General features: G+C 71.9%; 21 protein-coding genes. 5 read left to right on the forward strand and 16 right to left on the reverse strand.

Annotation, left to right across the window (positions count from 1 at the left end; genetic code table 11):
• Positions 1-24 precede the first annotated feature (24 nt).
• Complete coding sequence (locus J2S58_RS09140) at positions 25-1038, reverse strand: glycoside hydrolase family 26 protein (RefSeq protein WP_205255641.1); 1014 nt, start codon at positions 1036-1038, stop codon at positions 25-27.
• A gap of 305 nt (positions 1039-1343) precedes the next feature.
• Here J2S58_RS09140 and J2S58_RS09145 point away from each other — a divergent pair, with 305 nt between their 5' ends.
• Positions 1344-3446 (forward strand): acyltransferase family protein, encoded by a 2103-nt coding sequence (locus tag J2S58_RS09145; protein WP_205255640.1) that lies wholly within the window; start codon positions 1344-1346, stop codon positions 3444-3446.
• A 9-nt stretch (positions 3447-3455) separates the two neighbouring features.
• On the opposite strand, the gene J2S58_RS09150 is transcribed toward J2S58_RS09145, so the two are convergent.
• The 5 genes from J2S58_RS09150 to J2S58_RS09170 form a co-directional block, all read right to left on the reverse strand.
• Positions 3456-4466 (reverse strand): sugar phosphate isomerase/epimerase family protein, encoded by a 1011-nt coding sequence (locus tag J2S58_RS09150; protein WP_205255639.1) that lies wholly within the window; start codon positions 4464-4466, stop codon positions 3456-3458.
• A gap of 74 nt (positions 4467-4540) precedes the next feature.
• Entirely contained in the window at positions 4541-5695 is a 1155-nt protein-coding gene (locus tag J2S58_RS09155) for a Gfo/Idh/MocA family protein (protein WP_205255638.1), read from the reverse strand.
• A 120-nt stretch (positions 5696-5815) separates the two neighbouring features.
• Positions 5816-6889: a substrate-binding domain-containing protein gene (locus J2S58_RS09160; protein WP_205255637.1), complete on the reverse strand. Its 1074-nt coding sequence runs from the start codon at positions 6887-6889 to the stop codon at positions 5816-5818.
• Positions 6890-6968: 79 nt separating this feature from the next.
• Complete coding sequence (locus tag J2S58_RS09165) at positions 6969-7994, reverse strand: ABC transporter permease (RefSeq protein ID WP_275889286.1); 1026 nt, start codon at positions 7992-7994, stop codon at positions 6969-6971.
• A gap of 11 nt (positions 7995-8005) precedes the next feature.
• A complete protein-coding gene (locus J2S58_RS09170; protein ID WP_205255635.1) occupies positions 8006-9526 on the reverse strand; it encodes a sugar ABC transporter ATP-binding protein in 1521 nt (506 codons plus the stop codon).
• A gap of 157 nt (positions 9527-9683) precedes the next feature.
• On the opposite strand from J2S58_RS09170, the gene J2S58_RS09175 reads away from it, so the two are divergent.
• Positions 9684-10988 (forward strand): ROK family protein, encoded by a 1305-nt coding sequence (locus tag J2S58_RS09175; protein ID WP_205255634.1) that lies wholly within the window; start codon positions 9684-9686, stop codon positions 10986-10988.
• 204 nt (positions 10989-11192) lie between these two features.
• Here the strand turns inward: J2S58_RS09175 and groL are convergent, their stop codons facing one another.
• On the reverse strand, positions 11193-12815 hold the full coding sequence (groL, locus tag J2S58_RS09180) for a chaperonin GroEL (RefSeq protein WP_205255633.1): 1623 nt from the start codon (positions 12813-12815) through the stop codon (positions 11193-11195).
• Positions 12816-13296: 481 nt separating this feature from the next.
• Here groL and J2S58_RS09185 point away from each other — a divergent pair, with 481 nt between their 5' ends.
• A complete protein-coding gene (locus J2S58_RS09185; RefSeq protein WP_205255632.1) occupies positions 13297-14694 on the forward strand; it encodes a M20/M25/M40 family metallo-hydrolase in 1398 nt (465 codons plus the stop codon).
• Between the two features lie 31 nt (positions 14695-14725).
• Here the strand turns inward: J2S58_RS09185 and J2S58_RS09190 are convergent, their stop codons facing one another.
• The 3 genes from J2S58_RS09190 to J2S58_RS09200 all read right to left on the reverse strand — a co-directional run bounded on the left by J2S58_RS09190 (position 14726) and on the right by J2S58_RS09200 (position 16365).
• Positions 14726-15115: an ester cyclase gene (locus tag J2S58_RS09190; protein WP_205258188.1), complete on the reverse strand. Its 390-nt coding sequence runs from the start codon at positions 15113-15115 to the stop codon at positions 14726-14728.
• A complete protein-coding gene (locus J2S58_RS09195) occupies positions 15112-15489 on the reverse strand; it encodes a hypothetical protein (protein WP_205258187.1) in 378 nt (125 codons plus the stop codon). Before J2S58_RS09195 ends, J2S58_RS09190 begins: the two co-directional genes overlap by 4 nt.
• A gap of 75 nt (positions 15490-15564) precedes the next feature.
• Positions 15565-16365, reverse strand: a complete 801-nt coding sequence (locus J2S58_RS09200) for an SDR family NAD(P)-dependent oxidoreductase (protein WP_205258186.1) — start codon at positions 16363-16365, stop codon at positions 15565-15567.
• Positions 16366-16443: 78 nt separating this feature from the next.
• Here J2S58_RS09200 and J2S58_RS09205 point away from each other — a divergent pair, with 78 nt between their 5' ends.
• The gene (locus tag J2S58_RS09205) at positions 16444-16914 is read left to right on the forward strand and encodes a GlcG/HbpS family heme-binding protein (protein ID WP_205258185.1); all 471 of its coding nucleotides are present in this window, start codon (positions 16444-16446) and stop codon (positions 16912-16914) included.
• Positions 16915-16958: 44 nt separating this feature from the next.
• Here J2S58_RS09205 and J2S58_RS09210 read toward each other — a convergent pair whose 3' ends face one another.
• From J2S58_RS09210 to J2S58_RS09220, 3 genes are read right to left on the reverse strand one after another with little or no spacing between them, the layout of a single operon-like run.
• Positions 16959-17894, reverse strand: a complete 936-nt coding sequence (locus J2S58_RS09210) for an amino acid ABC transporter ATP-binding protein (protein WP_205258184.1) — start codon at positions 17892-17894, stop codon at positions 16959-16961.
• Positions 17887-18555, reverse strand: coding sequence for an amino acid ABC transporter permease (locus J2S58_RS09215; RefSeq protein ID WP_205258183.1), 669 nt, complete (start codon positions 18553-18555; stop codon positions 17887-17889). The genes J2S58_RS09210 and J2S58_RS09215 overlap by 8 nt, the downstream gene beginning before the upstream one ends.
• Before the next feature lie 45 nt (positions 18556-18600).
• A complete protein-coding gene (locus J2S58_RS09220; protein WP_205258182.1) occupies positions 18601-19641 on the reverse strand; it encodes an ABC transporter substrate-binding protein in 1041 nt (346 codons plus the stop codon).
• A 146-nt stretch (positions 19642-19787) separates the two neighbouring features.
• Here J2S58_RS09220 and J2S58_RS09225 point away from each other — a divergent pair, with 146 nt between their 5' ends.
• Positions 19788-21263 (forward strand): flavin-containing monooxygenase, encoded by a 1476-nt coding sequence (locus J2S58_RS09225; RefSeq protein WP_205258181.1) that lies wholly within the window; start codon positions 19788-19790, stop codon positions 21261-21263.
• 39 nt (positions 21264-21302) lie between these two features.
• On the opposite strand, the gene J2S58_RS09230 is transcribed toward J2S58_RS09225, so the two are convergent.
• From J2S58_RS09230 to J2S58_RS09240, 3 genes are all read right to left on the reverse strand, one after another.
• Entirely contained in the window at positions 21303-21731 is a 429-nt protein-coding gene (locus tag J2S58_RS09230) for an MmcQ/YjbR family DNA-binding protein (RefSeq protein WP_205258180.1), read from the reverse strand.
• A gap of 78 nt (positions 21732-21809) precedes the next feature.
• The gene (locus J2S58_RS09235) at positions 21810-22970 is read right to left on the reverse strand and encodes a diaminopropionate ammonia-lyase (RefSeq protein ID WP_205258179.1); all 1161 of its coding nucleotides are present in this window, start codon (positions 22968-22970) and stop codon (positions 21810-21812) included.
• Positions 22971-23018: 48 nt separating this feature from the next.
• Entirely contained in the window at positions 23019-23762 is a 744-nt protein-coding gene (locus tag J2S58_RS09240) for an SDR family NAD(P)-dependent oxidoreductase (RefSeq protein ID WP_205258178.1), read from the reverse strand.
• Positions 23763-23855: the final 93 nt, after the last annotated feature.

Consider the following 23855-nt stretch of genomic DNA (forward strand, 5'->3'; position numbering starts at 1 on the left):
GGAACGGGACTGAGGGCGCCCGGTTCAGCGGCCGGCGAGCGCGGTTCGACAGACCTGCAGGGCGGCCGGGCTCGAGTCCAGGCGCCAGTCGTGGGTACGGTCGGCGTGGAAGAAGTTCACCGACTCCAGGCGCGGGTACTCGGTCATCGCGAACAGCGAGGACAACCAGTCGGCCTTGCTCCGGCGGGGATCGGCCCGGGCGCCGGGCTCGTCCTTGGCCGGTTCCCGGCAGCCGAGTTCGGCGATCCACACCGGTGCGGCCTCGTTCAGGGCGGTCAACCGCGCGTACGGGGCGGCGAGCAGGCCGCGGGGCGAGGCCCAGGTGCCGCCGTAGCCGTTGTAGACGTCGACCGCGAGGACGTCGACCCAGTCGTCGCCCGGGTAGTACTCCTCCAACGGGATGCCGCCGCGGTCCCGGGTGGTCACGCACCAGCAGAAGCGCACGTTCTGCTCGGTCCACCGACGGCTGATCCGGCGGTGGAACTCGACGACGTACCGCCAGCCGGCGACGTACTCGGCGGTACTGCGCACGCACCCGCCCGCCGCGACCGACCAGGGGTACCCCGTTCCGTTGGGCTCGTGGGCGAACCGGACGGTGACCCGACCCGGATGCCGGGCCGCGGCGGTGAAGAACCGGGTCAGGTAGTCGTCGTGTCGACCGGCGACGATGTCGCTGAACAGCACGGGCCGACGACCGTCCAGGGTGGGCTGCCAGGCCACCAGGAGGTCGTGCCGGGACCGCGCCGCCTGCTGTCCGCCGCCCTTGGGCCAGGCCACACCCCAGGTGGAGAACCACGACATCTGCGGGAAGCGGGTACCGACCAGGGCCTCCAGGGCGTAGTGCGGAGCGGCGTCCGGGAACGGCACCCGGGAGGCGTAGGCGCCCCAGGTGGCCCGCTGCAGCAGCGGGGCCGGGCCGGCTCCGGCCACGCCACCGGTGGTCGCGGTCAGCGCCAGGGCCGCCCCGCCCACGGCCAGGGTCCGCAGGGCGCCGCGTCGGGTGATCCCGGCGCGGGGCGGTGCGGCCGGGGTGTGCATCCGGCCCACGGTCACCGCCGTCCGGACGGGCGTCAACCGTTGCCGCGCACCGGGTCGGAATACCTGACGACGACCACACCGGCGGCCCGCGATCGCCGCCGCTCCCGCGTCCACCCGCGGGTGACGGCCCCCGTCGCGGTCCGGCGGGCCGGTGCACCCAGGGTGTCCGGGCCCACCCGTTCGGGGCCCCATCCCCCGGTGATCACCCGCCGGATCGGGGTCCGGCGGCTCCACCCGGTGACCGCGCCGGCCCTCGCCCGCTCCCGGCCACGCCTGAACACCCGTCCCCGTCCCGAGGTGGCCCGATGACCCTGCTCCGCCCCCTGCCGACCGTTGGGGCACCTCCCGCCATGCCCACCACCACCCGCCGGTTCCGCGCGGACATCGAGGGCCTGCGCGCGGTGGCCGTGCTGCTCGTCGTGCTGTTCCACGCCGGCGTCACCCAGCTACCGGGTGGCTTCGTCGGGGTGGACGTGTTCTTCGTGATCAGCGGGTACCTGATCACCGGGCATCTGCTCGACGAACTCACCCGGCACGGCCGGATCTCCTTCGCACGGTTCTACGCCCGCCGGGCCCGACGGCTGCTGCCGGTGGCGTGCGTGGTGGTCATGGCCACGGTGGCCCTGTACGCGCTGACCACCTCGGCCCTGCAGACCCGGCAGATCTCGGTGGACGCGCTGTGGACGCTCGGTTTCGCGATGAACCTGCGGTTGGCGATCACCGGGGTGGACTACCAGGCCGACCAGGACCCGTCGCCGTTCACCCACTACTGGTCCCTCGCCGTGGAGGAGCAGTTCTACCTCGTCGTCCCGCTCCTGCTGCTCGGCGCCTACCTGCTCGCGGCACGAGTGGTGCGCACCGAGCGCGGACGGCGCCTCGCGATGGTGCTGGCCCTGACGGCCGTCGCGGCCGTGTCCTTCACCTGGACCCTCGGCCAGATGCGCACCGCGCCGGCCCAGTCGTACTTCCTCCTCCCGACCCGCGCCTGGGAGCTGGCCGTGGGCGGAGTCGTCGCCGCGGCGACGCCGTGGCTGGTCCGCCTGCGGTGGCTGTCCACCGGGGCGCTCGCCCTGCTCGGCCTGGCCGCGATCGGGGCGGCGGCGGTGCTCTACTCCGCGTCCACCGGGTTCCCCGGGGCGCCCGCCCTGCTGCCCGTGCTGGGCGCGGCGGCGGTGATCGCCGGCGGGCTGGGCGCTCCGCACGTCGTGCAACGGTTCTTCCTCGGGCTGCGGCCGATGCAGACGCTGGGCCGGCTGTCCTACGGCTGGTACCTGTGGCACTGGGGGCCGTTGGTGCTCTGCGCGACCCTGTTGGAACGGGACCTCACGCCCGGCGAGGGGCTGACCCTGGCCGGGTTGACGCTGGTCCTGGCCGCCCTCACCTCCGTGCTGGTCGAGACACCGTTCCGCACCGGCGTGACGTTCGCGCGCTCCTCCGGCAACGGACTGCTCGTCGGGGTGTTCTTCCTGGTCATCAGCGTGACGGCGACCCTGACCGTGCTGCGGACCTCCGACGCCGTCACCGGCGACCCGGGGGTGCGGGCCGATCAGGTCGCGATCGCGGACGGCGCCGTGGACGTGTCCGGCTTCGCCGTCGTCGGGCCCGTGCCGGGGAACCTGCAGCCGCCCCTGGACCGGGCCGGCAAGGACGCCCCGGATCTCGCCGCGGCCGACGGGCAGTCGTGCCATGCCCGCATCGTCTCCGCCGAGCTCAGCGAGGACGGCACCGGCAGCTGTGTCGCCGGAGGCACCGAGGCCGGGAGCCGGACGGTGATGCTGGTCGGCGACTCGCACGCGCACCAGTGGCTGCCGGCCCTGCAGGAACTGGCGGCCGCCGACGACTGGCGGCTGATCAACCTGACCAAGGGCGCCTGCCCGTTGTACGACGTGACCCTGGTCAACAACCAGCTCGGCCGGGACTACACCGAGTGCTACGCCTGGCGGGAGAAGGTCTGGGCGCGGATCGACGCCGAACGCCCGGACCTGATCGTGACGTCGGCGGCGATCTTCTCCGAACGCGAAGGCGACTTCACCGAGCGCTGGTCCGCCGGTGTGCACAGCACGCTGACCCGGCTGCGAGCCACGGGAGCGGACGTGGTCACGATCGCCGACACCCCGTTCCCCCGCCGGAACATCCCCAAGTGCCTGGCCGGCCACCTGGACGACGCCGGCTCGTGCGCCTTCTCCCCGACCACCGGACAGAGCGACCCGGCGCGGCGCGCGGCCACCACCGCGGACGCGGTGGCGGCGGGGGTGACCGTCGTCGACCCCACACCCTGGTTCTGCGACGCCGCCCGCTGCCCCGCCGTCATCGGCAACACGCTGGTCTACCGGGACAACAGCCACATCTCGACGGTGTACTCCCGGCAGATCGCCCCGTTGCTCGGAGCGCAGCTCCCGGCGCCCTGAACCCGCCGATCAGCCCTCCTGGCGGGTGGCGAACGCGGCGTCGAAGGCGGCCTCCGGTGCGGGGAACAGCAGCGAACGGGCGAAGGCCAACGACTGCGGCGCGCCGGTCAGCCGGTCCATCCCGGCGTCCTCCCACTCCACCGAGATCGGCCCGGTGTAGTCGATGGCGTCGAGCATGCGGAATGCGTCCTCCCAGGGCACGTCGCCCCGGCCGGTGGAGATGAAGTCCCAGCCGCGACGGGGATCGGCCCAGGCCAGGTGCGACCCCAGGCGACCGTTGCGGCCGTTGCCCATCCGCTTGCGGGTGTCCTTGCAGTCGACGTGGTAGATCCGGTCGCGGAAGTCCCACAGGAACCCGACGGGATCGATGTCCTGCCAGACCATGTGGCTCGGGTCCCAGTTCAGCCCGAACGCCTCCCGGTGTCCGATCGCCTCCAGGGTGCGCACCGTCGTCCAGTAGTCGTAGGCGATCTCGCTGGGGTGCACCTCGTGGGCGAAACGCACACCGACCTCGTCGAACACGTCCAGGATCGGGTTCCACCGGTCGGCGAAGTCCTGGTAGCCGGCGTCGATCGCAGCCTGCGACACCGGCGGGAACATCGCCACGTACTTCCAGATGGCCGACCCGGTGAAGCCGACGACGGTCTTCACCCCGAGTGCCGCGGCGAGCCGGGCGGTGTCCTTCAGCTCCTCGGCCGCCCGCTGCCGCACGCCCTCCGGGTCACCGTCCCCCCAGATCGCGTCGGAGACGATGTTGCGGTGCCGTTCGTCGATCGGGTCGTCGCAGACCGCCTGACCCTTGAGGTGGTTGGAGATCGCGAACACCTTCAGCCCGTGCTTCTCCAGGATGTCCAAACGACCCTGCACGTACGCGGCGTCGTTCCACCGGCTCGGGTCCAGATGATCGCCCCAGCAGGCGATCTCGAGCCCGTCGTACCCCCAGCCGGCGGCCAGCGCGGCCACCTCCTCGAACGGTAGGTCGGCCCACTGGCCGGTGAAGAGGGTGACGGGACGTTCCATGATCGCGCTCCTGGGATCGTGCTGGGGGGACGGGGACGGGCGTGCTGCGCGGCGGGGCCGGTGGTCGTCCGGGATCAGCTCCCGGGGCCGGCCACCGACTCCCAGCCGCGGGTCTGCTCGCTGCGCTCCACGGCGGCGAGGACCCGCTGCACCTGCAGGCCGGCGGTGAAGTCGGGGATGGCCGGGGCACCGCCGGCGATGGCCCGGAGCAGGTCGACGACCTGGTGGGTGAAGCCGTGTTCGTAGCCCAGGCCGTGTCCGGCCGGCCACCAGTTGCCCACGTAGGCGTGCACGGGTTCGGTGACCACGATGCGCCGGAACCCGGCGGTCTCGGCGGCTTCGTCGCCGTCGTGGAAGTGCAGGACGTTCATGTCCTCGAAATCGAAGGCCAGCGACCCGCGGGAGCCGTTGATCTCCACCCGGATGGCGTTCTTGCGGCCCAGGGCGTACCGGGTGGCCTCGTAGACGCCGAGCACACCGTCCTCGAACTCGCCGAGGAAGGCAGCTGTGTCGTCCACGGTGACCTCGCCGGTCCCCCCGTCGGGCAGCGGGCGCCGGTCGACGAAGGTGGCCAGCCGGCCGGTGACCTGCGTCAGCTCCCGCCCGAGGATGAACTGGGTGAGATCCACGATGTGGGCGCCGATGTCGCCGAGCGCGCCGGAACCGGCCCGGTCGCGGTCCATCCGCCAGGTCCACGGGGACTCCGGGTCCGACAGCCAGTCCTGCAGGTACTGCGCCCGCACGTGGCGGACGGTGCCGAGGCGGCCGTCGGCCACCAGGGTGCGGGCCAGTTGGATCGCGGGCACGCGACGATAGGTGAATCCGACCATGGCCACCACACCGGATCGCGCCGCCTCCTGCGCGGCGGCGGCCATCTCCTCCGCCTCCGCCACGCTGTTGGCGAGCGGCTTCTCGCACAGCACGTGCTTGCCGGCCCGCAGGGCGGCGAGGGCGATCTGGGCGTGGGTGTCACCGGGGGTGCAGATGTCGATCAGGCCGATGTCGGGCCGGTCGATCAGGGCGTGCCAGTCGGTCTCGGCCGACTCCCAGCCCAGCCGCTGCGCCGCGGCGTCGACGCCGGCCCGGTTGCGGCCGGCGATCGCCGTCATCCGGGGGACCAGGGGCAGGTCGAAGAAGTGCGGGGCGGAACGCCAGGCCTGGGAGTGGGCGGCGCCCATGAAGGCGTGGCCGATCATGCCGACGCCGATGGTGGGGGGTGAGCTCGTCATGGGGTCATCCTTCTGGGCCGTCGGGGGCGCCCTGCGCCCGGGACGGGTGCCGCGATCGGCACCCGCCCCGGGCGACCCCTCACGCAGGGACGGTCAGGGCCGTTCGGGAACGGGCCGGGATCAGGACTCGAAGGCGTTCGGCAGGTACTCGGCCACGTTCTCCGCGGTGACGACCGGGGCGAAGAGCTGGATGGTGCGCGGCACCCCGGCGGACTGCAGGTCACCCAGGTTGGCGTTCTGGACGATGAGGCGGGCCAGCTTGATGCCGTCGGCGGCCTGGGTGGACGGGTAGATGACGGTCGCCTTGACGACCGAGTCGCCGCCCTGGATGAGGTCCATCATGTTCTTGGACCCGGCCCCGCCGACGACGAGCAGCTCGCTGCGGCCGGCGTTCTCGATGGCGGCCAGCACGCCGACGCCCTGGTCGTCGTCGTGGTTCCACAGCGCGTCGATCTTCGGCGCGGCCTGCAGCAGGTTCGAGGTGGCGGTCTCGCCGCCCTGCACGGTGAAGTCGGCGGCGACCCGGTTGGTGACCGACAGGCCGCAGTCGGACAGTGCGTCGGCGAAGCCCTTGCTGCGGTCCTGGGTGAGCGGCAGCGAGTCGATGCCGGCGACCTCGGCGATGACCGCGTCCGGCTTGTCGCCGACCTGGCTGCAGATGTAGCTGCCGGCACTGACGCCCATGCCGTAGTTGTCGCCGAGCACGGTGGCGCGGGCGGCGAGCGGGCTGGTGAACTCGCGGTCGACGTTGATCACCGGGATGCCGGCGTCCATCGCCTTGGTCGCCACCTCGGTCAGCGCGGCGCCGTCGAACGGCAGCAGCACGATCGCGTCGACGCCGTCGTTGATGAACGTCTCGATCTGGCTGATCTGCAGGTTGACGTCGTTGGTCGCCTCGGCCTGCCGGAGCTCCACCTCGGGGTACTTGGCGGCCTCGGCGACCGCGGCCTTGGTGATGGCGCCCATCCAGCCGTGATCGGCGGCGGGGGCGGAGAACCCGATGACGACGGGCTCACCGGACGCCGGGGCCGCACTGGATCCGGTCGCGGCGGCAGCCGTGGACCCGGCCGCGGCGGCGGCCGAGGAGGTGCTCGGGGCCGGCGCGGTGTTGGAGGTGCACCCCGCGACCAGGACGGCCGACACGGCGGTGAGAGCGAAGAGGGCACCCAGCGAACGGGTGGGGCGTACGGACATCACGATCTCCTTTGACGAGTGACGAGCCTGCGCAGAGCGGGTGGTGCGGGGACCGGTGCGGAGCCCGGCCCCGGGCGATCTATTTCCGCGGGTGGGCGTGGGCGACGAAACGCTGCTGGAGCAGGACCGCGACGACGATGATCACGCCCTTGGCCACGGACTGGGCCGAGATCGACATGTTGTTGATCGTGAAGAGGTTGCTCAGCAGGGTGAGGATGACGACGCCGAAGACGGTGCCGACGATGGTGCCCCGGCCACCGGCGAGGAGCGTGCCGCCGACGACGACCGCGGCAATGGCGTCGAGCTCGTAGAGCATGCCGTTGGTGGACGTGCCGGCCGTGGTCCGCACGAGCATCATCACCGCGCCGATGCCGGCGGTCAGGCCGGCCAGCCCGTACAGGTACAGCGTGTGCCGCTTGACCTTGATGCCGGCCAACCGGGCGGCCTCCGGGTTGCCGCCGAGGGCCACGGTCCGGCGGCCGAACGTGGTGCGGTTGAGCAGGAACCAGCCGGCCCCGGCGACCAGCGCGAAGATCCAGACCAGCTTGGGGACACCGAGGATGTCGCCGCGGAACGCCTCCAGGAACGGCCGCACGTTGACGACCTGGGTCTGCCGGTTGGAGATCACCTCGGCGACACCGCGGGCGGCGATCATCATGGCCAGCGTCGCGATGAAGGCCACCACGTTGCCGTACGCGATGATCACGCCGTTGATCAGACCGGCGGCCACGCCGACCGCGATGGCGGTGACGACCATGACGCTCCAGTGGATGTCCTGCGCCATGGTCTGTGTCGCGAGCGTGGACGCCCACACGGTGGCCAGGCCCAACACCGAACCGACGGACAGGTCGATCCCGCCGGCGGTGATGACGAACGTCATCCCGACGGCCAGCACCCCGACCACGGAGGCCAGCCGCAGGATGGTGAGCACGTTGTCGACGCTGGCGAACCGCTCCCCGCCGGTGACGATGCCGATGATGCACAGCAGCACCAGCGCGATGACCAGGCCGAGGTTGCGGCCCACCGATCCGCTGAGCAGGCTGGGCCGCCCCGGCTTGGGGGACGGGACAGCGGGGTCGGCCCCTCCCGTCGGGGGGGCCTTCATCGTGGGCTCGCTCACGCGACCTGTCCTTCCATGACCATGTCGAGCACGGCGTGCTCGTCGATCGAAGCGGCCGGGCCCTGGTGGACCACCCGGCCCTCGGAGATGACCAGCACCCGGTCGGCGAGACCGAGCACCTCGGGGATCTCACTGGAGACCACCAGCACGGCGGTGCCCCGGTCGGCGAGAGCCCGGATGAGCGAATAGATCTCGGCCCGTGCGCCGACGTCGACCCCTCGGGTGGGCTCGTCGAGCAGCAGGACCCGGCAGCCGTGGACGAGCCAGCGGGCCAGCACGGCCTTCTGCTGGTTCCCGCCGGACAGCGTGCGGATGGCTCGCTCCACCCCGGCCGGCTGCAGGTGCAGGGCCTGGGCCTGCTCGACGGCGGCGACACGCTCGGCCCCCTCGGCGAGCACCCCACCCCGGGCGAAGCGGGCGAAGCTGGACAGGGTGATGTTGCGGAACACCGGCTCGTCGAGCAGCAGCGCCTGGCTCTTGCGCTCCTCGGGACACAGCCCGATACCGGCGCCCACCGCGGCGGAGACCGAACCGGCGCGGACCCGTCGATCACCCACCCGGACCGATCCGGCGGTGGCCTTGCGCGCACCGAACACCGTCTCCAGGATCTCCGACCGGCCGGAGCCGACGAGCCCGGCCAGACCGACGATCTCGCCCGCCCGGATCTCCAGCGAGATGTCGGCGAAGGTGCCCTGCAACCCGAGGCCCTCGACGGCCAGGACCGTCGGCGCGTCCGCGGGGACACCCGGCCCGACGGGGAAGACGTTGGCCACGGTGCGCCCGGTCATCAGTCGGATCAGCTCGGCCGTCGGAGTGTCGGACACGGCGAGATTACGCCCCACGGTCCGGCCGTCCTTGAGAACCGTGATGCGGTCACCGATCTGCCGGATCTCCTCCAGGCGGTGCGAGATGTACACCACCGCGATGCCCTGGGCGGTGACCTCCTGGACGAGGGCGAACAGGTTGGTCACCTCCTCGGAGTCCAGCACGGCCGAGGGCTCGTCCATGACGATGACCCGGGCCTCGTGGGACAGCGCACGGGCCATCGAGACGATCTGCTTGCCGGCCGCGGACAGCCGCCCGACGTCGCCTGTCGGGGAGATCTCGGAATGGCCGAGGCGGGCGAGGATCTCGCGGGTGCGGGCGATCTCGGCCCGCCGTCGGGAGACGCCGGCCGTCGAGGGCTCGTGGCCCAGGAAGATGTTCTCGGCCACGCTCAGGCCGTCGACGACGTCGAGCTCCTGGTAGATGGTGGCGATGCCCAGTCGCAGCGCGGCCACCGGATTCGGGATCGTGACGGAATCGCCGTCGATATCGATCGTGCCGCTGTCGGGCTGGTGGGCGCCGGCGAGAACCTTGATGAGCGTGGACTTCCCGGCCCCGTTCTGGCCGAGCAGACAATGCACCTCGCCCGCGACGACGTCGAGATCGACTCCGTCCAGGGCTTTGGCACCCGGGAAGTGCTTCACGATGCCCCGCAGGCTCAACAACGGCTGGGGACGGTCGGCTGTGACCATGTGCCGGAGGCTAACCCGGCTTTTGCACAGGGTCAATCAAAAGTCTGGTTATCATCGACCGATGTAGTCGGACTGTGACCGAAAGGCCGCGTCTACACTCCGTTTTGTTGATCTTCGTTCCGATGATCGTGATGGCGGAAGGGTCGGGTCGACCACGATGGGCACCAGTACGCGGACCACGGCACCGACGGCGGCGCCCGCGGTGCGGTCCGTCGCTGCCCGACCGACGCCGCCGCCCGCCGGCACCCCCGCGGGCCTGCTCGTCCCGGCGGGAGCCGCACCGATACCCGGGGAGGACCGGTCCCCCCGGGTCGGCGGCAGCGGCGAGGTGTTCCAGTTCCTGCGGGACGGCCGACCCCGGACCCGGTCCGAGCTCATCTCCCTGACCGGTCTGGCCCGGTCCACGGTGGGCAGTCGGTTGGACGCCCTGCTCGACTCCGGTCTGATCACCCTGGCCGGCGAGGCCGGATCCACCGGAGGGCGCCCGCCGGCCGTGTTCGCCTTCCGGCCGGCCAGTCGCGTCGTGCTCGCCGTGGACCTGGGCGCCGTGCACGCCCGGCTCGCGCTGACCGACCTGGCCTCGACCGTGCTGGCCCAGGTGCAGGCCCCGCTGCTCATCTCCGCCGGCCCCGCGCACGTCCTGGACTGGGTGGGTGATCAGGCCGAGGCCCTCCTCGCGCAGGCCGGCCGGTCCGCGGCGGACCTGATGGGCATCGGCGTCGGGTTGCCCGGCCCGGTGGAGCACGCCACCGGCCGGCCGATCAACCCGCCGATCATGCCGGGATGGGACGACGCCGACGTGCGCGGCATCCTGGCCGGGCGCTTCGGCTGCGCCGCCCTCATCGACAACGACGTCAACATCATGGCGCTGGGTGAGTACCGCACGGCCTGGAACGGCGTGTCCGACATGATGTTCGTGAAGCTGGCGACCGGTATCGGGTCGGGCATCATCGCCGACGGCCAGCTCCGGCGCGGGGCGCAGGGCGCCGCCGGCGACATCGGGCACGTGGCCGTCCCGGGTGGCCCGGACGTGCCGTGCCGATGCGGCAACACCGGCTGTCTCGAGGCGGTGGCCAGCGGCCGTGCCGTCGCGGAGGCACTGACCGCCGAGGGCATCGACGCGTCGAACGGGGCCGATGTCGTCGCCCTGGTGCGGGCCGGCGACGTCCACGCGACCCAGGCCGTGCGGGAGGCGGGGCGCCGGGTCGGCGCCGTCCTCGCCACCTGCGTCAACCTGCTCAACCCGTCGGTGATCGCGGTCGGCGGCGTGCTGGCCGAGGCGGGCGAGCATCTGCTCGCCGGTATCCGGGAGGTCGTCTACCGCCGCTCGGTGCCGCTGGCCAGCCAGCACCTGCGCATCGTGGGCTCGGTGACCGGGCCGCAGGCCGGGGTCATCGGCGCCAGCGTGATGGCCCTGGACCACGTGCTCTCCGCGGACGCCGTCGACGACCTGGTGAGCTGACCGGCAGACTCGGCGGACCCCACGCCCCTCAGCGGTTCCGCGACGGGCCTGGGGACCGATCGCGGCCACCCCGCGCCGTGTCTCCCGTTCTCCCCGCTCGGGGCCGCACCGCCGTCCCCCCACCTACACACGCCACGAGGGCGGCCCCGCCGTAGCGGGACCGCCCTCGTGAGGTGGTTCTGGGTGGTGCAGGTGGGGCTGGACTCAGAAGTCCATGTCCCCGCCGCCCGGCATCGCCGGGGCGGCACCGGCCTTCTCCGGCTTCTCGGCGACCACGGCTTCGGTGGTCAGGAACAGCGCGGCGATGGACGCGGCGTTCTGCAGCGCGGACCGGGTGACCTTGGCGGGATCGATGATCCCGGCCGCAATCAGGTCCTTGTACTCGCCGGTGGAGGCATCCAGGCCCTGGCCCGCGGGCAGGTTCCGGACCTTCTCCGCCACGACGCCGCCCTCGAGACCGGCGTTGATGGCGATCTGCTTCAGGGGAGCCTCGACGGCGACCTTGACGATGTTCGCGCCGGTGGCCTCGTCGCCGACCAGCTCGAGGGTGGCGAAGGCCTTGGTGGCGGCCTGCAGGAGCCCGACACCACCGCCCGCGACGATGCCCTCTTCGACAGCGGCCTTGGCGTTGCGCACGGCATCCTCGATGCGGTGCTTGCGCTCCTTCAGCTCGACCTCGGTGGCGGCACCGGCCTTGATGACGGCGACGCCACCGGCCAGCTTGGCCAGCCGCTCCTGCAGCTTCTCGCGGTCGTAGTCCGAGTCGGACTTCTCGATCTCGCTGCGGATCTGCGAGACGCGGCCGGCGATCTGCTCGGTGTCACCGGCACCGTCGACGATGGTGGTCTCGTCCTTGGTCACGACGACCTTGCGGGCGGTGCCCAGCAGGGCGATGTCGGTGCTCTCCAGCTTGAGGCCGACGTCCTCGGTGATGACCTGGCCACCGGTGAGGATCGCGATGTCCTGCAGCATGGCCTTGCGACGGTCACCGAAGCCCGGAGCCTTGACGGCGACGGACTTGAAGGTGCCGCGGATCTTGTTGACGACCAGGGTCGCCAGCGCTTCGCCGTCGACGTCCTCGGCGATGATCAGCAGCGGCTTGCCGGACTGGATGACCTTCTCCAGCAGCGGCAGCAGGTCCTTGACGGCCGAGATCTTGGAGCCGAACAGGAGGATGTAGGGGTCGTCCAGGACGGCCTCCTGACGCTCCGCGTCGGTGGCGAAGTACAGGGAGATGTAGCCCTTGTCGAAGCGCATGCCCTCGGTGAGCTCGAGCTCGAGGCCGAAGGTGTTGCTCTCCTCGACGGTGATGACGCCTTCCTTGCCGACCTTGTCCATGGCCTCGGCGATGAGCTCACCGATGGCGGGGTCGGCGGCGGAGATGGAGGCCGTGGCAGCGATCTGCTCCTTGGTCTCGACCTCCTTGGCGTCGCTCAGCAGCTGGGCGGAGATGGCGTCGACGGCCTTCTCGATGCCGCGCTTGAGGCCGAGCGGGTTCGCACCGGCGGCCACGTTGCGCAGGCCCTCGCGGACGAGTGCCTGGGCCAGCACGGTGGCGGTGGTGGTGCCGTCGCCGGCGACGTCGTCGGTCTTCTTGGCGACCTCCTTGACGAGCTCGGCCCCGATCTTCTCGTACGGGTCCTCGAGCTCGATCTCCTTGGCGATGGAGACACCGTCGTTGGTGATGGTGGGGGCGCCCCACTTCTTCTCCAGGACGACGTTGCGGCCGCGCGGGCCGAGGGTGACCTTGACGGCGTCGGCGAGGATGTTCATCCCTCGCTCGAGACCGCGACGCGCTTCCTCGTCGAAAGCGATCAGCTTGGACATGAGGGTGCATCCTCCAGATTCGTCTGCCCCGGGCCGCGAACGGCCACCGGACAGGAACAACGTGGCGTGTACTGGGCGGCGGGATGCCCGCGACGGACGAGCGGCGGTCCGGGGCACTCAGGTGGTCCCGGTGGCCGGCCGCTCTCATCTCACCGACCTGGCACTCAGGGTACCCGAGTGCCAGCTCAGGTCTAGCACTCGCCCCTGGTGAGTGCAAGAAGCAGGCGCTCGCGCCCGGCCGCGTTGCTCACGCCCGGCCGCATTGCTCACGGCCGGCCGCGAGCAACGCGTTCCCCCCTGAGCAACGCGTTCGCCCATGAGCACCGCGTCCCCCGTGAGCAGCACGTCGCTCCCCGAGCACCACGCCCCACCCCGAGCACCACGCCCCGCCCCGCCCCGCCCCGCCCCGCCCCGGGTGACCCGACCCGCCCCACCCGTGCGCTCCTCCGGCGCCCCCGCACCCCTGGGTAGCGTGCCGCCCATGACCGATCCGCAGACCCCGCCCCCGTCGAGCCCAGCCACCCCGTCCGATGTCACCACCGTCCGGGACCGGGTCGCCGGGCTGATGCCGGGATTGGTGGCCGACCTGCAGACCCTGGTCGGCATCCCGTCGGTGGCGTTCCCCGGCTTCCCGTCCGAGCCCGTCGACGCGATGGCCGCCGCGGTGGTCGATCTGCTGCAGCGGTCCGGCGCCGACGACGCGCACCTGCTGGAGATCCCCGGCGGGTACCCGGCGGTGTACGCCACCGTGCCCGGCCCGCCCGGTGCGCCGACCGTGCTGCTCTACGCGCACTACGACGTCCAGCCGGCCCCGCCGGAGCAGGGCTGGGACACCGACCCGTGGGTGGCGACGACCAAGGACGACGGCCGCATCTACGGGCGCGGCGCCGCCGACGACAAGTCCGGTCTGGTCATCCACGCGGGGACGTTGCAGGCGCTGCTGCCCGATCCGCCGGTGAACATCGTCCTGCTGATCGAGGGCGAGGAGGAGACGATCAGTCACCTCGAGGAGTTCGTCGAGGCGCATCCCGAGCTGGTGCAGTGCGACGCGTTCGTCATCGCCGACATGGGCAACCAGGAGGTGGGCCGCCCGGCGCTGACCACGGCGCTGCGCGGCGACGTCTCCCTCACCGTGACCGTCCGCGCACTGGACCACCCGGTGCACTCCGGCCTGTTCGGCGGGGCCGTGCCCGATGCGCTGATCGCGCTCATCCGGATGTTGGCCACCCTGCACGACGACGCCGGCGACACCGTGGTGCCCGGGGTGAGCAGCGGCGAGTGGTCGGGCGCCGACCTGGACGAGGCCCAGCTCCGGGACAGCGCCGGCCTGCTGGACGGCGTCTCCTTCGTCGGAACGGGCACGCTGGCCTCGCGGTTGTGGGCCAAGCCGTCGGCCACCGTCATCGGGATCGATGCGCCGACCGTCGCGCACGCCTCCAACGTCCTCATCCCGCAGGCCACGGCCAAGGTCTCCATGCGCGTCGTGCCGGGCACGGATCCGGACCGCGACCTGGACGCGCTCATCGCGCACCTGGAGTCGGTGGCGCCGTGGGGCGTGCAGGTGGAGATCCAGCGGGTCAAGACCGGCTGGCCGTTCGCCGTCGACATGGACGGCGCCGCGGTCCGGGCCGCCGAGTCCGCCCTGGTCGACGTGTTCGACCGCGAGGTCGAGACGATCGGGTCCGGCGGGTCCATCCCGTTGATCAACACGCTGAAGCAGGCCTGCCCGCGGGCCGACGTCATCCTGTGGGGCGCCGAGGACACCGCCCTGGCCCGCATCCACGCCTCGAACGAGAGCGTCGACCCGGCGGAGATCGAACGGATGGTGGCCGCTCAGGTCGTCGCACTGCAGCGGCTGGGCGCGACCGTTCAGGAGTGACCGCGTCGCGGGTGACCGGACGCGCGTCCGGTCACCCGCCGGCCAGCTGCGCGGCGATGGCCACCGTGTCGATGACGGATCGGACGTCGGCGATGCGGCCGTCGCGGTAGGTGTAGAGGACGTTCTCGTGGAAGCGGACCCGGCGGCCGTGCACCGGGAGACCGAGGAACTCCCCCACCGGCGCGCAGTCGAAGACCAGTCGGGCCGCCACGTGGCTCTCGTCGACGACCAGCATCTCGATCTCGAACCGCAGGTCGGGGATCCGGCGGAAGTCGTCCCGCAGCATGTCCCGGTAGCCCGCCAGCCCGAAGGCGTTCCCGTTGTGCTGCACGTCCTCCCGGACGTGCTCCCCCAGCCGGTCCAGCTCCCGGGCGTTCAGGCAGTCCAGGTAGGCGCGGTAACGATCGGCCAGGTCGGTCACGACGGGCCCGCCTTCCGACGGCGCGGACGCGGCGGCAGCGAGCTGACGTACTCCAGCGCGTCCTCGGCCGCTTGCGCCCAGGCTTCCCGGCCCTCGGCGTCGCCGTCGGGATAGGGCAGCGCGAACCATTCGCGCAGGTGCCGCCCGCCGAGCACGACGTTCTCCCCGCGACCCGAACCGATCAACGCCTGCCCGTCCTCCTCCGGCAGTTTGACGATCAGCCGGCCGTCGCCACCGACGAACGCGAAGAACCCGCTGGGCACCCGGAGGCCGCGGCTGCGCAGCATCTGGCCGTCCTGCACATCGGGGCGCACCCGCAGGGGTTCCGTCACCTCGGCGAGCAACCGCTCCGCCGACGCCTGCCGGTCGGTCATGCCCACGATCGGGACAGGCACGGGAGAGACACGCGTCGAGTGTCCTCCACCGCGCCCCACCGGTCCAGACCCGGCTCAGCCGACCTGGACCCCGCCGTCCACGACCAGCTCCTGCCCGGTGGTGTACCGGGCCAGGGGCGACGCCAGATAGACGTAGGTGTCGGCGATCTCGGCCGGATCGCCGAGCCGGCCCAACGGGATGGTGGACTCCAGTCGGGCGATCTCCGCCTCCGGCGTGGTGCCCCGGGCCGCCGACCGGTCCCGGCTGAGCTGCTCGATCATCGGGGTGATGATCTGGCCGGGGCACACCGCGTTCACCGTGATCGCGTGCGGGGCGAGCTCGGCGGCCAGGCACTTCATCAGGCCGAGCACCCCGAACTTCGACGCGCAGTAGGCCGAGTTCTCCACCCCGCCCCGCACGCCGAACAGGGACGACGCGATGACGATGCGGCCGGGCCCACCGCGGGCCACCATCCGGCGGCCGAACTCCTGGCAGGTCAGGAAGACGCCGGTCAGGTTGACCTGCAGCACCCGGTTCCAGTCGGCCAGGCTCGTCTCCAGACCCGGTGCCAGCACGAGGATCCCGGCATTGGCCACGACGACGTCGATCGGTCCGATCAGCTGCTCGGCCGCCTCGGCGGCGGCAGCCACCGAGGCGGGGTCGGTGACGTCCATCGTCACCGACCCGATCCGGGCCGGGTCGACCCCGAGTTCGTCGAGCAACGCCTGCACCGCCTCGGGCCCGCCGGAGAAGTCGGCGATGACGACGTCCGCGCCCTCCTGCAGGTAGCGCCGGACGATCTGGAAGCCGATGCCCCGGGCTCCCCCGGTCACCACGGCTCGCGATCCGGTCAACAGCCCGTGGCCCTCGGTCATGGACGTCCTCTCGTCGGCGTGGAACAATCGGCCTGACAGATAATTTATACGTTGACCGCGTCGTGCGGAAGGGATTCCATGACCCAGCAGGTGTCGGCCGTCCAGTCCCTCCCGCGCCCGGAACTCCACGCCCGACAGGACGTCTCGGCATCGACCGCCCTGCAGATCGTGGCGGGCGTCCGACAGGAGGCCGAGCGGCGCGGCGTGCGCATGGGCATCGCCGTCACCGATTCGGCCGGCCAACTGGTGGCCGCCCTGCGGATGGACGGAGCCCAACTGGTGGCCGTCCGCCTCGCCACCGACAAGGCCTACACGGCATCGGCTTTCGGCCATCCCACGGACGCCTGGTCGCAGAGCAGTGCGCCGGGGGGCTCCGACTGGGGGCTCGCGTCCGCGGCCGACGGCCGGCTCATCGTGTTCGCCGGCGGGATCCCGCTGCACGCCGACGGCGAACTGGTCGGCGGGGTCGGGGTGAGCGGTGCGGCCGCCGACGTCGATGCAGCCTGTGCGCGCGCCGGTGCCGCCGCCGTGGGGCTGCTCGCCCCCTGAGGTCCCGGCCCGCACGGGCCGGGGGTCACGCCGGGCGCGGTCGATCAGGACGCGCCCGGCGTCTCCTCGGCGGGGAGGGGCGCCGGTTCGCCGTGCCAGTAGACGAGGTTCAGGAACCGTTGCAGCCGGGCGGATTCCGGATGGGCCAGCATGGTCCGCGGGTCGCCCTGCTCGACGATGCGGCCGCCGTCGAGGAACACGGCGCGGTGGGCGACCCTGCGGGCGAAGTCCATCTCGTGGGTGACCACGGCCATGGTCATGCCGTCGTCGGCCAACGACCGCATGACGTCGAGCACCTCGGAGCGCAGTTCCGGGTCCAGGGCCGAGGTGGGCTCGTCGAACAGCATGATCTCCGGCTCCAGGGCCAACGCCCGGGCGATGGCCACCCGTTGCTGCTGCCCACCGGAGAGCCGGCGCGGCTTGACGTCCGCCTTCTCGGCCACCCCGACCCGGGTGAGCAGGGCCAGGGCCCGGTCCCGGGCGGCGTCGCGATCCATCTTCAGGACGGTGAGCGGTCCTTCCATCACGTTCTGCAGCACGGTCCGGTGCGGGAACAGGTTGAACTGCTGGAACACCATCCCGACCCGGCGGCGCAGCCCGACGAGATCCGGCCGGCGGCCGGTGACCTCGGTGCCGAGCACGCGCACGCTGCCCCCGGTCGGCCGCTCCAGCATGTTCAGGCAGCGCAGCAGGGTCGACTTGCCCGACCCGCTCGGGCCGAGGATCACGACGACCTCGCCGGCCTGGATGTCCAGGTCGACCCCGCCCAACACCTCCACCAGCCCGAACGACTTCTGCAGGCCGCGAACCTCGACGGGGTGGAACTGCCCGGGCGGCAGGACGGGGGCTCGACCGGAGACCGCCTCGGCGGGTGGTGGCGCCGCGGGCAGCGCCTGCACCGGAGGTGGGGTCGCCGGCGGGACCGGCCCGGTCGGGACGGCGACGGTCTCCACCTCTGCGGCTCCTGTCTGATCAGGCATCGACGACCTGCTTGCGGTGCAACCGGTTGACCGCCACGGCCAGCGGGATGTTGATGGCCAGGTAGAAGAGCGTGGCGAAGAGCAGCGTCTCGATGTTCCGGAAGGTCTGCGCCCCGACGCTCTGGCTGATGGACAGCAGCTCCGCCACGCCGATCACCGACACCAGCGAGGTGTCCTTGGTCAGGCTGACCAGCATGCTGCCCACCGGGGGCAGCATCCGCCGGACCGCCTGCGGCAGGATGACCCGCCGCAGCACCGTCACGTGGCTCATCCCCATGGCCGAGCCGGCCTCCCACTGCCCGCGCTCCAGGGAGGTGATGCCGGCCCGGAAGATCTCGGCGAAGAAGGCGCCGTAGTTGAGCGACAGCGCGATGATGCCGCTCCAGGTGGCACTGATGTTCACCCCGGTGAGCACCGGGATGAGGAAGAACAGCGCGATGATCTGCAGCAGCAGCGGGGTGAGCCGGAACAGGTCGACGTAGGCCCGGACCGGCGTGCGGACCCACCACTTCGTGGATGTCAGGCCGACACCCACCAGCAGCCCGATGACGAGGGAGAAGACGGCGGACCAGGCCAGGATCTCCAGGGTGATCAGCGCCGCGCGCAGGTACAGCGGCCAGTTGTCGGGAACCCAGGAGAAGTCGAACGTGTAGTCGGCCATCGGTGTCCTTCCGATTCCGGTGATCGGTGGCGAGCGGTGGTCGGCTCAGGATCCTTCGATGGCCTGCGACCAGTACTCGATGCGCTCGGCCATCCGACCGGTGTCGACCAGATCGGCCACCCAGGCGTTGATGCAACCGGCGAATCCCGTGTCGCCCTGACCGAAGGCGAAGGCCACGTCGAACGGATCGATCTGGTCGGCCTCGGTGGGACGCTCGGTGGTGACCCGCCCGTTGTTGCCGATCGCGGCGAGCTGCGGGTACTGGGTGAGCAGCACCTTCATCAGGCCGCCCTCGGTCATCGAGGAATCGGCGCGGTTCGTGGACAGGAAGTCCACCAGCAGCGGCTGTCCGCGCAGCGGCGCCTCGGACCGCGGAGCCTTCGGGATGACCTTCTCGGCCACCCCACCCTGGGCGTTGCCGGTCCCGAAGACGAACCGGTTGTCCGGGGAGTCCAGATCGGCGATGGTCTGGAACGGGCCGTCCTTCAGGACGTAGAACAGCTGGCCGGAGATGTAGTACGGATCGCTGAACGCGACGACCTTGGCGCGTTCCTCGGTGTTGAACAGTTGCGCACCGACGATGTCGGCCTTGCCGGTGGTGATGGCCGGCGGCAGCAGGCCGTAGTCGTACTCGTTGATGGTCACCGGGACGCCCAGGATGGCGGACAGCTCGGCGGCGTTGTCCGGTTCGACCCCGGCGTACTGGCCGCTGGAGTCCTTGAACGTGAACGGCGGCGAGATGCCGGTCGCCCAGTTGATCGAACCCCGCTCCTGGATCGCGGCGATCGTCGGCGATGCCGCGGCCGTGCAGGCCGCGCTCACCGCGGCCGGCACGGCGCCGTCGGTGGCCGGGCGGGTGAGTTCCGGAGCGGAGCCGCCCGAGGACGACGCCCCCGCGGACGAGCCCGCCGATGACGGGACGGACACGGAGCCGGCTGACGAGGCTGGGGGGATCGAGGCACCGATGGCCCCGGCCGACCCGCCCGTCGAGCCCGCCGGTGTGCTGGATCCCCCGCAGCCGGCGGTGACCGCGAGGGCCAGCGCAGCGCCGAGAGCCAGGGACGAACGCAGAACGGAAGCAGCCATCGGGACCTCGTTCAGGATGTGCGCGGACACCACTGCTCTGTGGAGGATGGAGATGACTATATAAATTATCTGCCCCCCGTCAAGAGATGCGACGAACCTGGTCGCGGGGCTTCCTGACAAAAAAATACGACTGCTACGGTCCTGCCATGGGAGCACTTCGCGCCGCCGTGGTCGGCGCCGGTTTCGGCGGGGTCGGCGCAGCCATCGAGCTGCGCGAGATGGGCGTCGAGGTCACCGTTCTCGAACGCGCCGCATCGCTGGGCGGGGTCTGGCGGGAGAACGACTATCCGGGCGCCGCGTGCGACGTGCCGTCGTACCTGTACTCGTACTCGTTCGCCCCGAAGCGCGACTGGACCCGGAAGTTCAGCCACCAGCCGGAGATCCTGGAGTACCTGGCCGAGGTGGCCGAACGGTTCGGGATCCTGGAGCACATCCGGTTCGACACCACCGTGCTGGGTGCCACCTTCGACGAGGCGCGCGGGATCTGGGTCCTGGAACTGGCCGGCGGGGAGACCGTCACCGCCGACATCCTGGTGACCGCCTGCGGGCAGATGAGCGCGCCGGCCTATCCGCCGGTGCCGGGCCGTGACGACTTCGCCGGTCCCGCTTTCCATTCCGCCCGTTGGCGCCACGACGTCGACCTCGCCGGCAAGCGGGTGGCCGTGGTCGGCACCGGCGCCAGTGCCATCCAGTTCGTCCCGGCCATCGCCGCGGAACCGGAGTCGCTGACGGTGTTCCAGCGTTCCCCCGGCTACGTCATCGCCAAGGACGACGCGGTCTACGACGCCCCGTTGAGCCGGTGGCGGCTGCGCGCCGAGCGGTACCGGACATTCCTGCTCAAGGAACTGTTCTCCATCCGCTTCAACCACTACCCCGCGCTCTTCGCCACGGTGGAACGCAAGTTCCGGCACTACCTGCGCGACCAGCTGCCCGACGACGAGCTGCGGGCCAAGGTGGATCCGGTGGACCGGTTCGGCTGCAAGCGCATCCTCATCTCCAACGACTGGTACGCCGCGTTGCGCCGGCCCAACGTCCGGGTCGTCGACCATGCCGTCGCCCGGATCACCTCCGGCGGCGTGGTCACCGCCGACGGCACCGAACACCCCGCCGACGTCATCGTCTACGGCACGGGCTTCCGGGCCACCGAGTTCCTCGCGTCGCTGCGGATCGTCGGCCGGGACGGCCAGGAACTGAGCCAGGCCTGGCGGGAGGGCGCGGAGGCCTATCTGGGGATAACCGTCACCGGGTTCCCGAACCTCTTCCTGGTGTACGGGCCCAACACCAACGTCGGCCACAACTCCATCGTGTTCATGATCGAGGCGCAGCTGGCCTACATCACCGACGCCGTGCGCCGGCTGCAGCGACAGGCCCCGGCCGTGATGGATCTGCGCCCGGAGGTGCACAGCTCGTTCAGCACCACGATGCAGAAGCGCAGCCGCCGCACCGTGTACGCCCAGGGCTGCACCAACTGGTTCATCACCGAGAACGGCAAGCACACGCAGAACTGGCCCGGTTCGGCCATCGCCTACTGGCTCCGCACCCGCAGGGTCCGCTGGGCGGACTACCGGGTCACCGCCGTCCCCCGGGACCGGGCACAGATGACGGCCAGTCCCACGAGCTGACCGGGCGGGCCGCAGGCCCACCCGCGCCGGGCTCCGGGGTCATCGGCGTGGGCGGAGGTGGCGCGCGAGATGGTCGGGCAGGACCGGACGCCGGGACACCGGCATCGCCTCCACGACGAGGAGATAGGCGTCGACGACGAGATCCGTGACCAGCTGTTCGGTGATGCCCGGCCCGTCGGCGACCGAGATCCAGTGCCGCTTGTTCATGTGGTACCCCGGGGTGATGGTGGCGAACTCCGCGCGCAGGGCCACCGCCTGTTCGGGTTCGCACTTCACGGTGACGATCGGCGCGCCGGGCACCGCCGTGGTCAGCACGAACACCTTGCCGCGCACCTTGCCGACGTCGTAGTCGGGCCCGAAGGGTCGGGTGACGGTCACATCGGGCAGGCCGGACGCGATCCGCACGGCCGCGGCGGGCAGCGCGTCGGAGTCCGCCCCCGGGGCCCCCGGCTCCACGGGTGAGGTCATGACTCCCCCTCCGGGTCGCTGTCGCACGTGCCGGCCGATCGCCGGACAGTGCACCAGATCCGGCCCACCGCCGTCATCTCACCCCACGGCCGCGACCTCGAGGCCGGTGGCCCGCCGGTAGTTGACCGGGTCGGTCACCCCCTCGGTGTTCACCAGCAGCACCCGGCTCGCCGGGGTCAACCCCAGCGCCGCCCGCTGCTCGTCGGTCCCGTCCTCGACCACGGCGAGCAGACCGCCCAGCGACGCCGCCCCCGACTCCCCCGCGGCGATCCCCTCGGCGGCCAGGGCCCGCATGGCCTCCTCCGCGGCCTGATCACCGATGGCCACGAACACATCCGTCCCGGCCGCCACCACCGGCCAGGCCAGCGGGGACGGCGCACCGCAGTTGAGCCCGGCCATCGATGACAGATGCGGGCCGGGCACGGCGACCGGACCGCCCGCCCGCGCCGACGCCAGCAGGCACGCGGCGCGGTCGGGCTCGACGAGCACCGTGCGCGTGGCGGTGTCGGTGGCCCGGTAGTGGCGCAGGCCGGCCGCCGCGAACGCACCCACCCCGGCCTGCAGGGCCACCACCGTCGGCGCGGCCCACCCCTGCGCAGCCAGCTGGTCGTCGATCTCGAAGAACATGGTGGAGTACCCGCGGACGACTTCCCGGGGAACGAGATCGTAACCGGGCCAGGAGGTGTCGGAGATGACCAGGGTGTCCGGCGCCGCGTACCGGGCGGCGGCCGCCACGGCGTCGTCGTAGTCGCCCGGCACGACGAGGACGGTGGCACCCTCCGAGGAGATGCCGTCCAGCCGCGCCTGTGCGGAACCCTCCGGCAGCAAGATCTCGCACTCCAGGCCGAGCAGCCGGGCCATCCGGGCCACCCCGCGACCGTGGTTGCCGTCGGTGGCCGCGACCAGCCGGCGACGGCCGGGCAGACCCGCCAGCCGCTCGCGGAGCAGATCGAGATCGCCCGTCGGGGCGGGGTCCTCGGCCAGCCAGGCCCGGCCGATCTCCCGCAGGGTCGCCCAGGACGCACCGAGGATCTTGAACGACGGCAGCCCCAGCCGGCTGGCCTCGTCCTTGACCAGGACCGACGCCACCCCCAGCCGCCGTGCCAGCGACGGGCACGACACCAGTGGTGTCGCCGCGTACCCCGGGAGTGCGCTGTGCACCGCCGCGGGCTCGCGGGTCTCCGGGCCGAACACGCCGTCGCCGACCACGCCGGCCGCCGGGTTCTGGAACACGTCCATGGCACTCCTCGTCAGGTGACGATCGCAGGTGGGTGGAACGGGGGCGGCTCAGACGGCGGTGTAACCGCCGTCGATGACCAGGGCCTGGCCGGTGATGTAGCCCGATGCGGCGGAGGCCAGGAAGGTCAGCAGGCCGGTGATCTCGTCCGCGGACGCCTGGTGGCGCAACGGGATCCGGCCGACCAGGTCGGCCAACGCCGCCGGCGGATCGTCCTGGTGCGACCAGAACGCGTCGTTGAACGGGGTGTCCACCCACCCCGGCAGGACGGCGTTCACCGTCACGCCGTGCGGGCCGAGCTCGTCGGCCAGCGCCCGCACCAGTCCGAGCAGACCGGCCTTGGTCGCGTGGTAGGGCGCCATCCCGGCGTGGCCGCGCAGGGCGCCGGTGGACGAGGTGAGGATGACCCGCCCGCAGGTCGAGGCCCGCAGGTGGGGAGCGGCGGCCTGGGTGAGCAGGAACGGCCCGCGGAGGTTGACCGCCACGCTCCGGTCGAACGCCTCGGCCGTCCACTCGCCCAACGGGAAGGCATGCAGCACACCGGCGTTGTAGAAGACCGTGTCCAGGCCACCCCCGAGGTCGGCGGCCGCCGCGACCAGCGGGCCCAGCGAGGAGGCGTCGCCGACATCGGCGGGCAGGAAGTGCGCCGCGCCCGCGCGCCGCTCCCCGACGACCGCCCGGCCGTCGACCTCGTTACGGTCGGCCAGGGTGACGGTGTCGCCACGATCGCGGAAGGCGCGGACGGCAGCGGCGCCGATCCCGGTGCTGCCGCCCACGACCAGGATCGAGCTCACGGCTGCGCCGGGCGAGCGGTGCCCACCGGGGCGGACCGGACTCTGGCCATGATCACTGCGCGCCTGCTTCCCCCGGGATCGGTGTCCTACCGA

Source organism: Nakamurella flavida, from assembly GCF_030811475.1.
Taxonomy (GTDB): domain Bacteria; phylum Actinomycetota; class Actinomycetes; order Mycobacteriales; family Nakamurellaceae; genus Nakamurella; species Nakamurella flavida.

Coding starts and splice junctions, on each gene's coding strand:
- J2S58_RS09145 (WP_205255640.1), top strand. CDS start 1,344: ATGACCCTGCTCCGCCCCCTGCCGACCGTTGGGGCACCTCCCGCCATG.
- J2S58_RS09235 (WP_205258179.1), bottom strand. CDS start 22,970: ATGGACGTGTTCCAGAACCCGGCGGCCGGCGTGGTCGGCGACGGCGTG.
- J2S58_RS09165 (WP_275889286.1), bottom strand. CDS start 7,994: ATGAAGGCCCCCCCGACGGGAGGGGCCGACCCCGCTGTCCCGTCCCCC.
- J2S58_RS09160 (WP_205255637.1), bottom strand. CDS start 6,889: ATGTCCGTACGCCCCACCCGTTCGCTGGGTGCCCTCTTCGCTCTCACC.
- J2S58_RS09140 (WP_205255641.1), bottom strand. CDS start 1,038: ATGCACACCCCGGCCGCACCGCCCCGCGCCGGGATCACCCGACGCGGC.
- J2S58_RS09185 (WP_205255632.1), top strand. CDS start 13,297: ATGACCGATCCGCAGACCCCGCCCCCGTCGAGCCCAGCCACCCCGTCC.
- J2S58_RS09155 (WP_205255638.1), bottom strand. CDS start 5,695: ATGACGAGCTCACCCCCCACCATCGGCGTCGGCATGATCGGCCACGCC.
- J2S58_RS09210 (WP_205258184.1), bottom strand. CDS start 17,894: ATGCCTGATCAGACAGGAGCCGCAGAGGTGGAGACCGTCGCCGTCCCG.
- J2S58_RS09215 (WP_205258183.1), bottom strand. CDS start 18,555: ATGGCCGACTACACGTTCGACTTCTCCTGGGTTCCCGACAACTGGCCG.
- J2S58_RS09220 (WP_205258182.1), bottom strand. CDS start 19,641: ATGGCTGCTTCCGTTCTGCGTTCGTCCCTGGCTCTCGGCGCTGCGCTG.
- J2S58_RS09175 (WP_205255634.1), top strand. CDS start 9,684: ATGGGCACCAGTACGCGGACCACGGCACCGACGGCGGCGCCCGCGGTG.
- J2S58_RS09150 (WP_205255639.1), bottom strand. CDS start 4,466: ATGGAACGTCCCGTCACCCTCTTCACCGGCCAGTGGGCCGACCTACCG.
- J2S58_RS09170 (WP_205255635.1), bottom strand. CDS start 9,526: ATGGTCACAGCCGACCGTCCCCAGCCGTTGTTGAGCCTGCGGGGCATC.
- J2S58_RS09195 (WP_205258187.1), bottom strand. CDS start 15,489: ATGACCGACCGGCAGGCGTCGGCGGAGCGGTTGCTCGCCGAGGTGACG.
- groL (WP_205255633.1), bottom strand. CDS start 12,815: ATGTCCAAGCTGATCGCTTTCGACGAGGAAGCGCGTCGCGGTCTCGAG.
- J2S58_RS09205 (WP_205258185.1), top strand. CDS start 16,444: ATGACCCAGCAGGTGTCGGCCGTCCAGTCCCTCCCGCGCCCGGAACTC.
- J2S58_RS09200 (WP_205258186.1), bottom strand. CDS start 16,365: ATGACCGAGGGCCACGGGCTGTTGACCGGATCGCGAGCCGTGGTGACC.
- J2S58_RS09225 (WP_205258181.1), top strand. CDS start 19,788: ATGGGAGCACTTCGCGCCGCCGTGGTCGGCGCCGGTTTCGGCGGGGTC.
- J2S58_RS09230 (WP_205258180.1), bottom strand. CDS start 21,731: ATGACCTCACCCGTGGAGCCGGGGGCCCCGGGGGCGGACTCCGACGCG.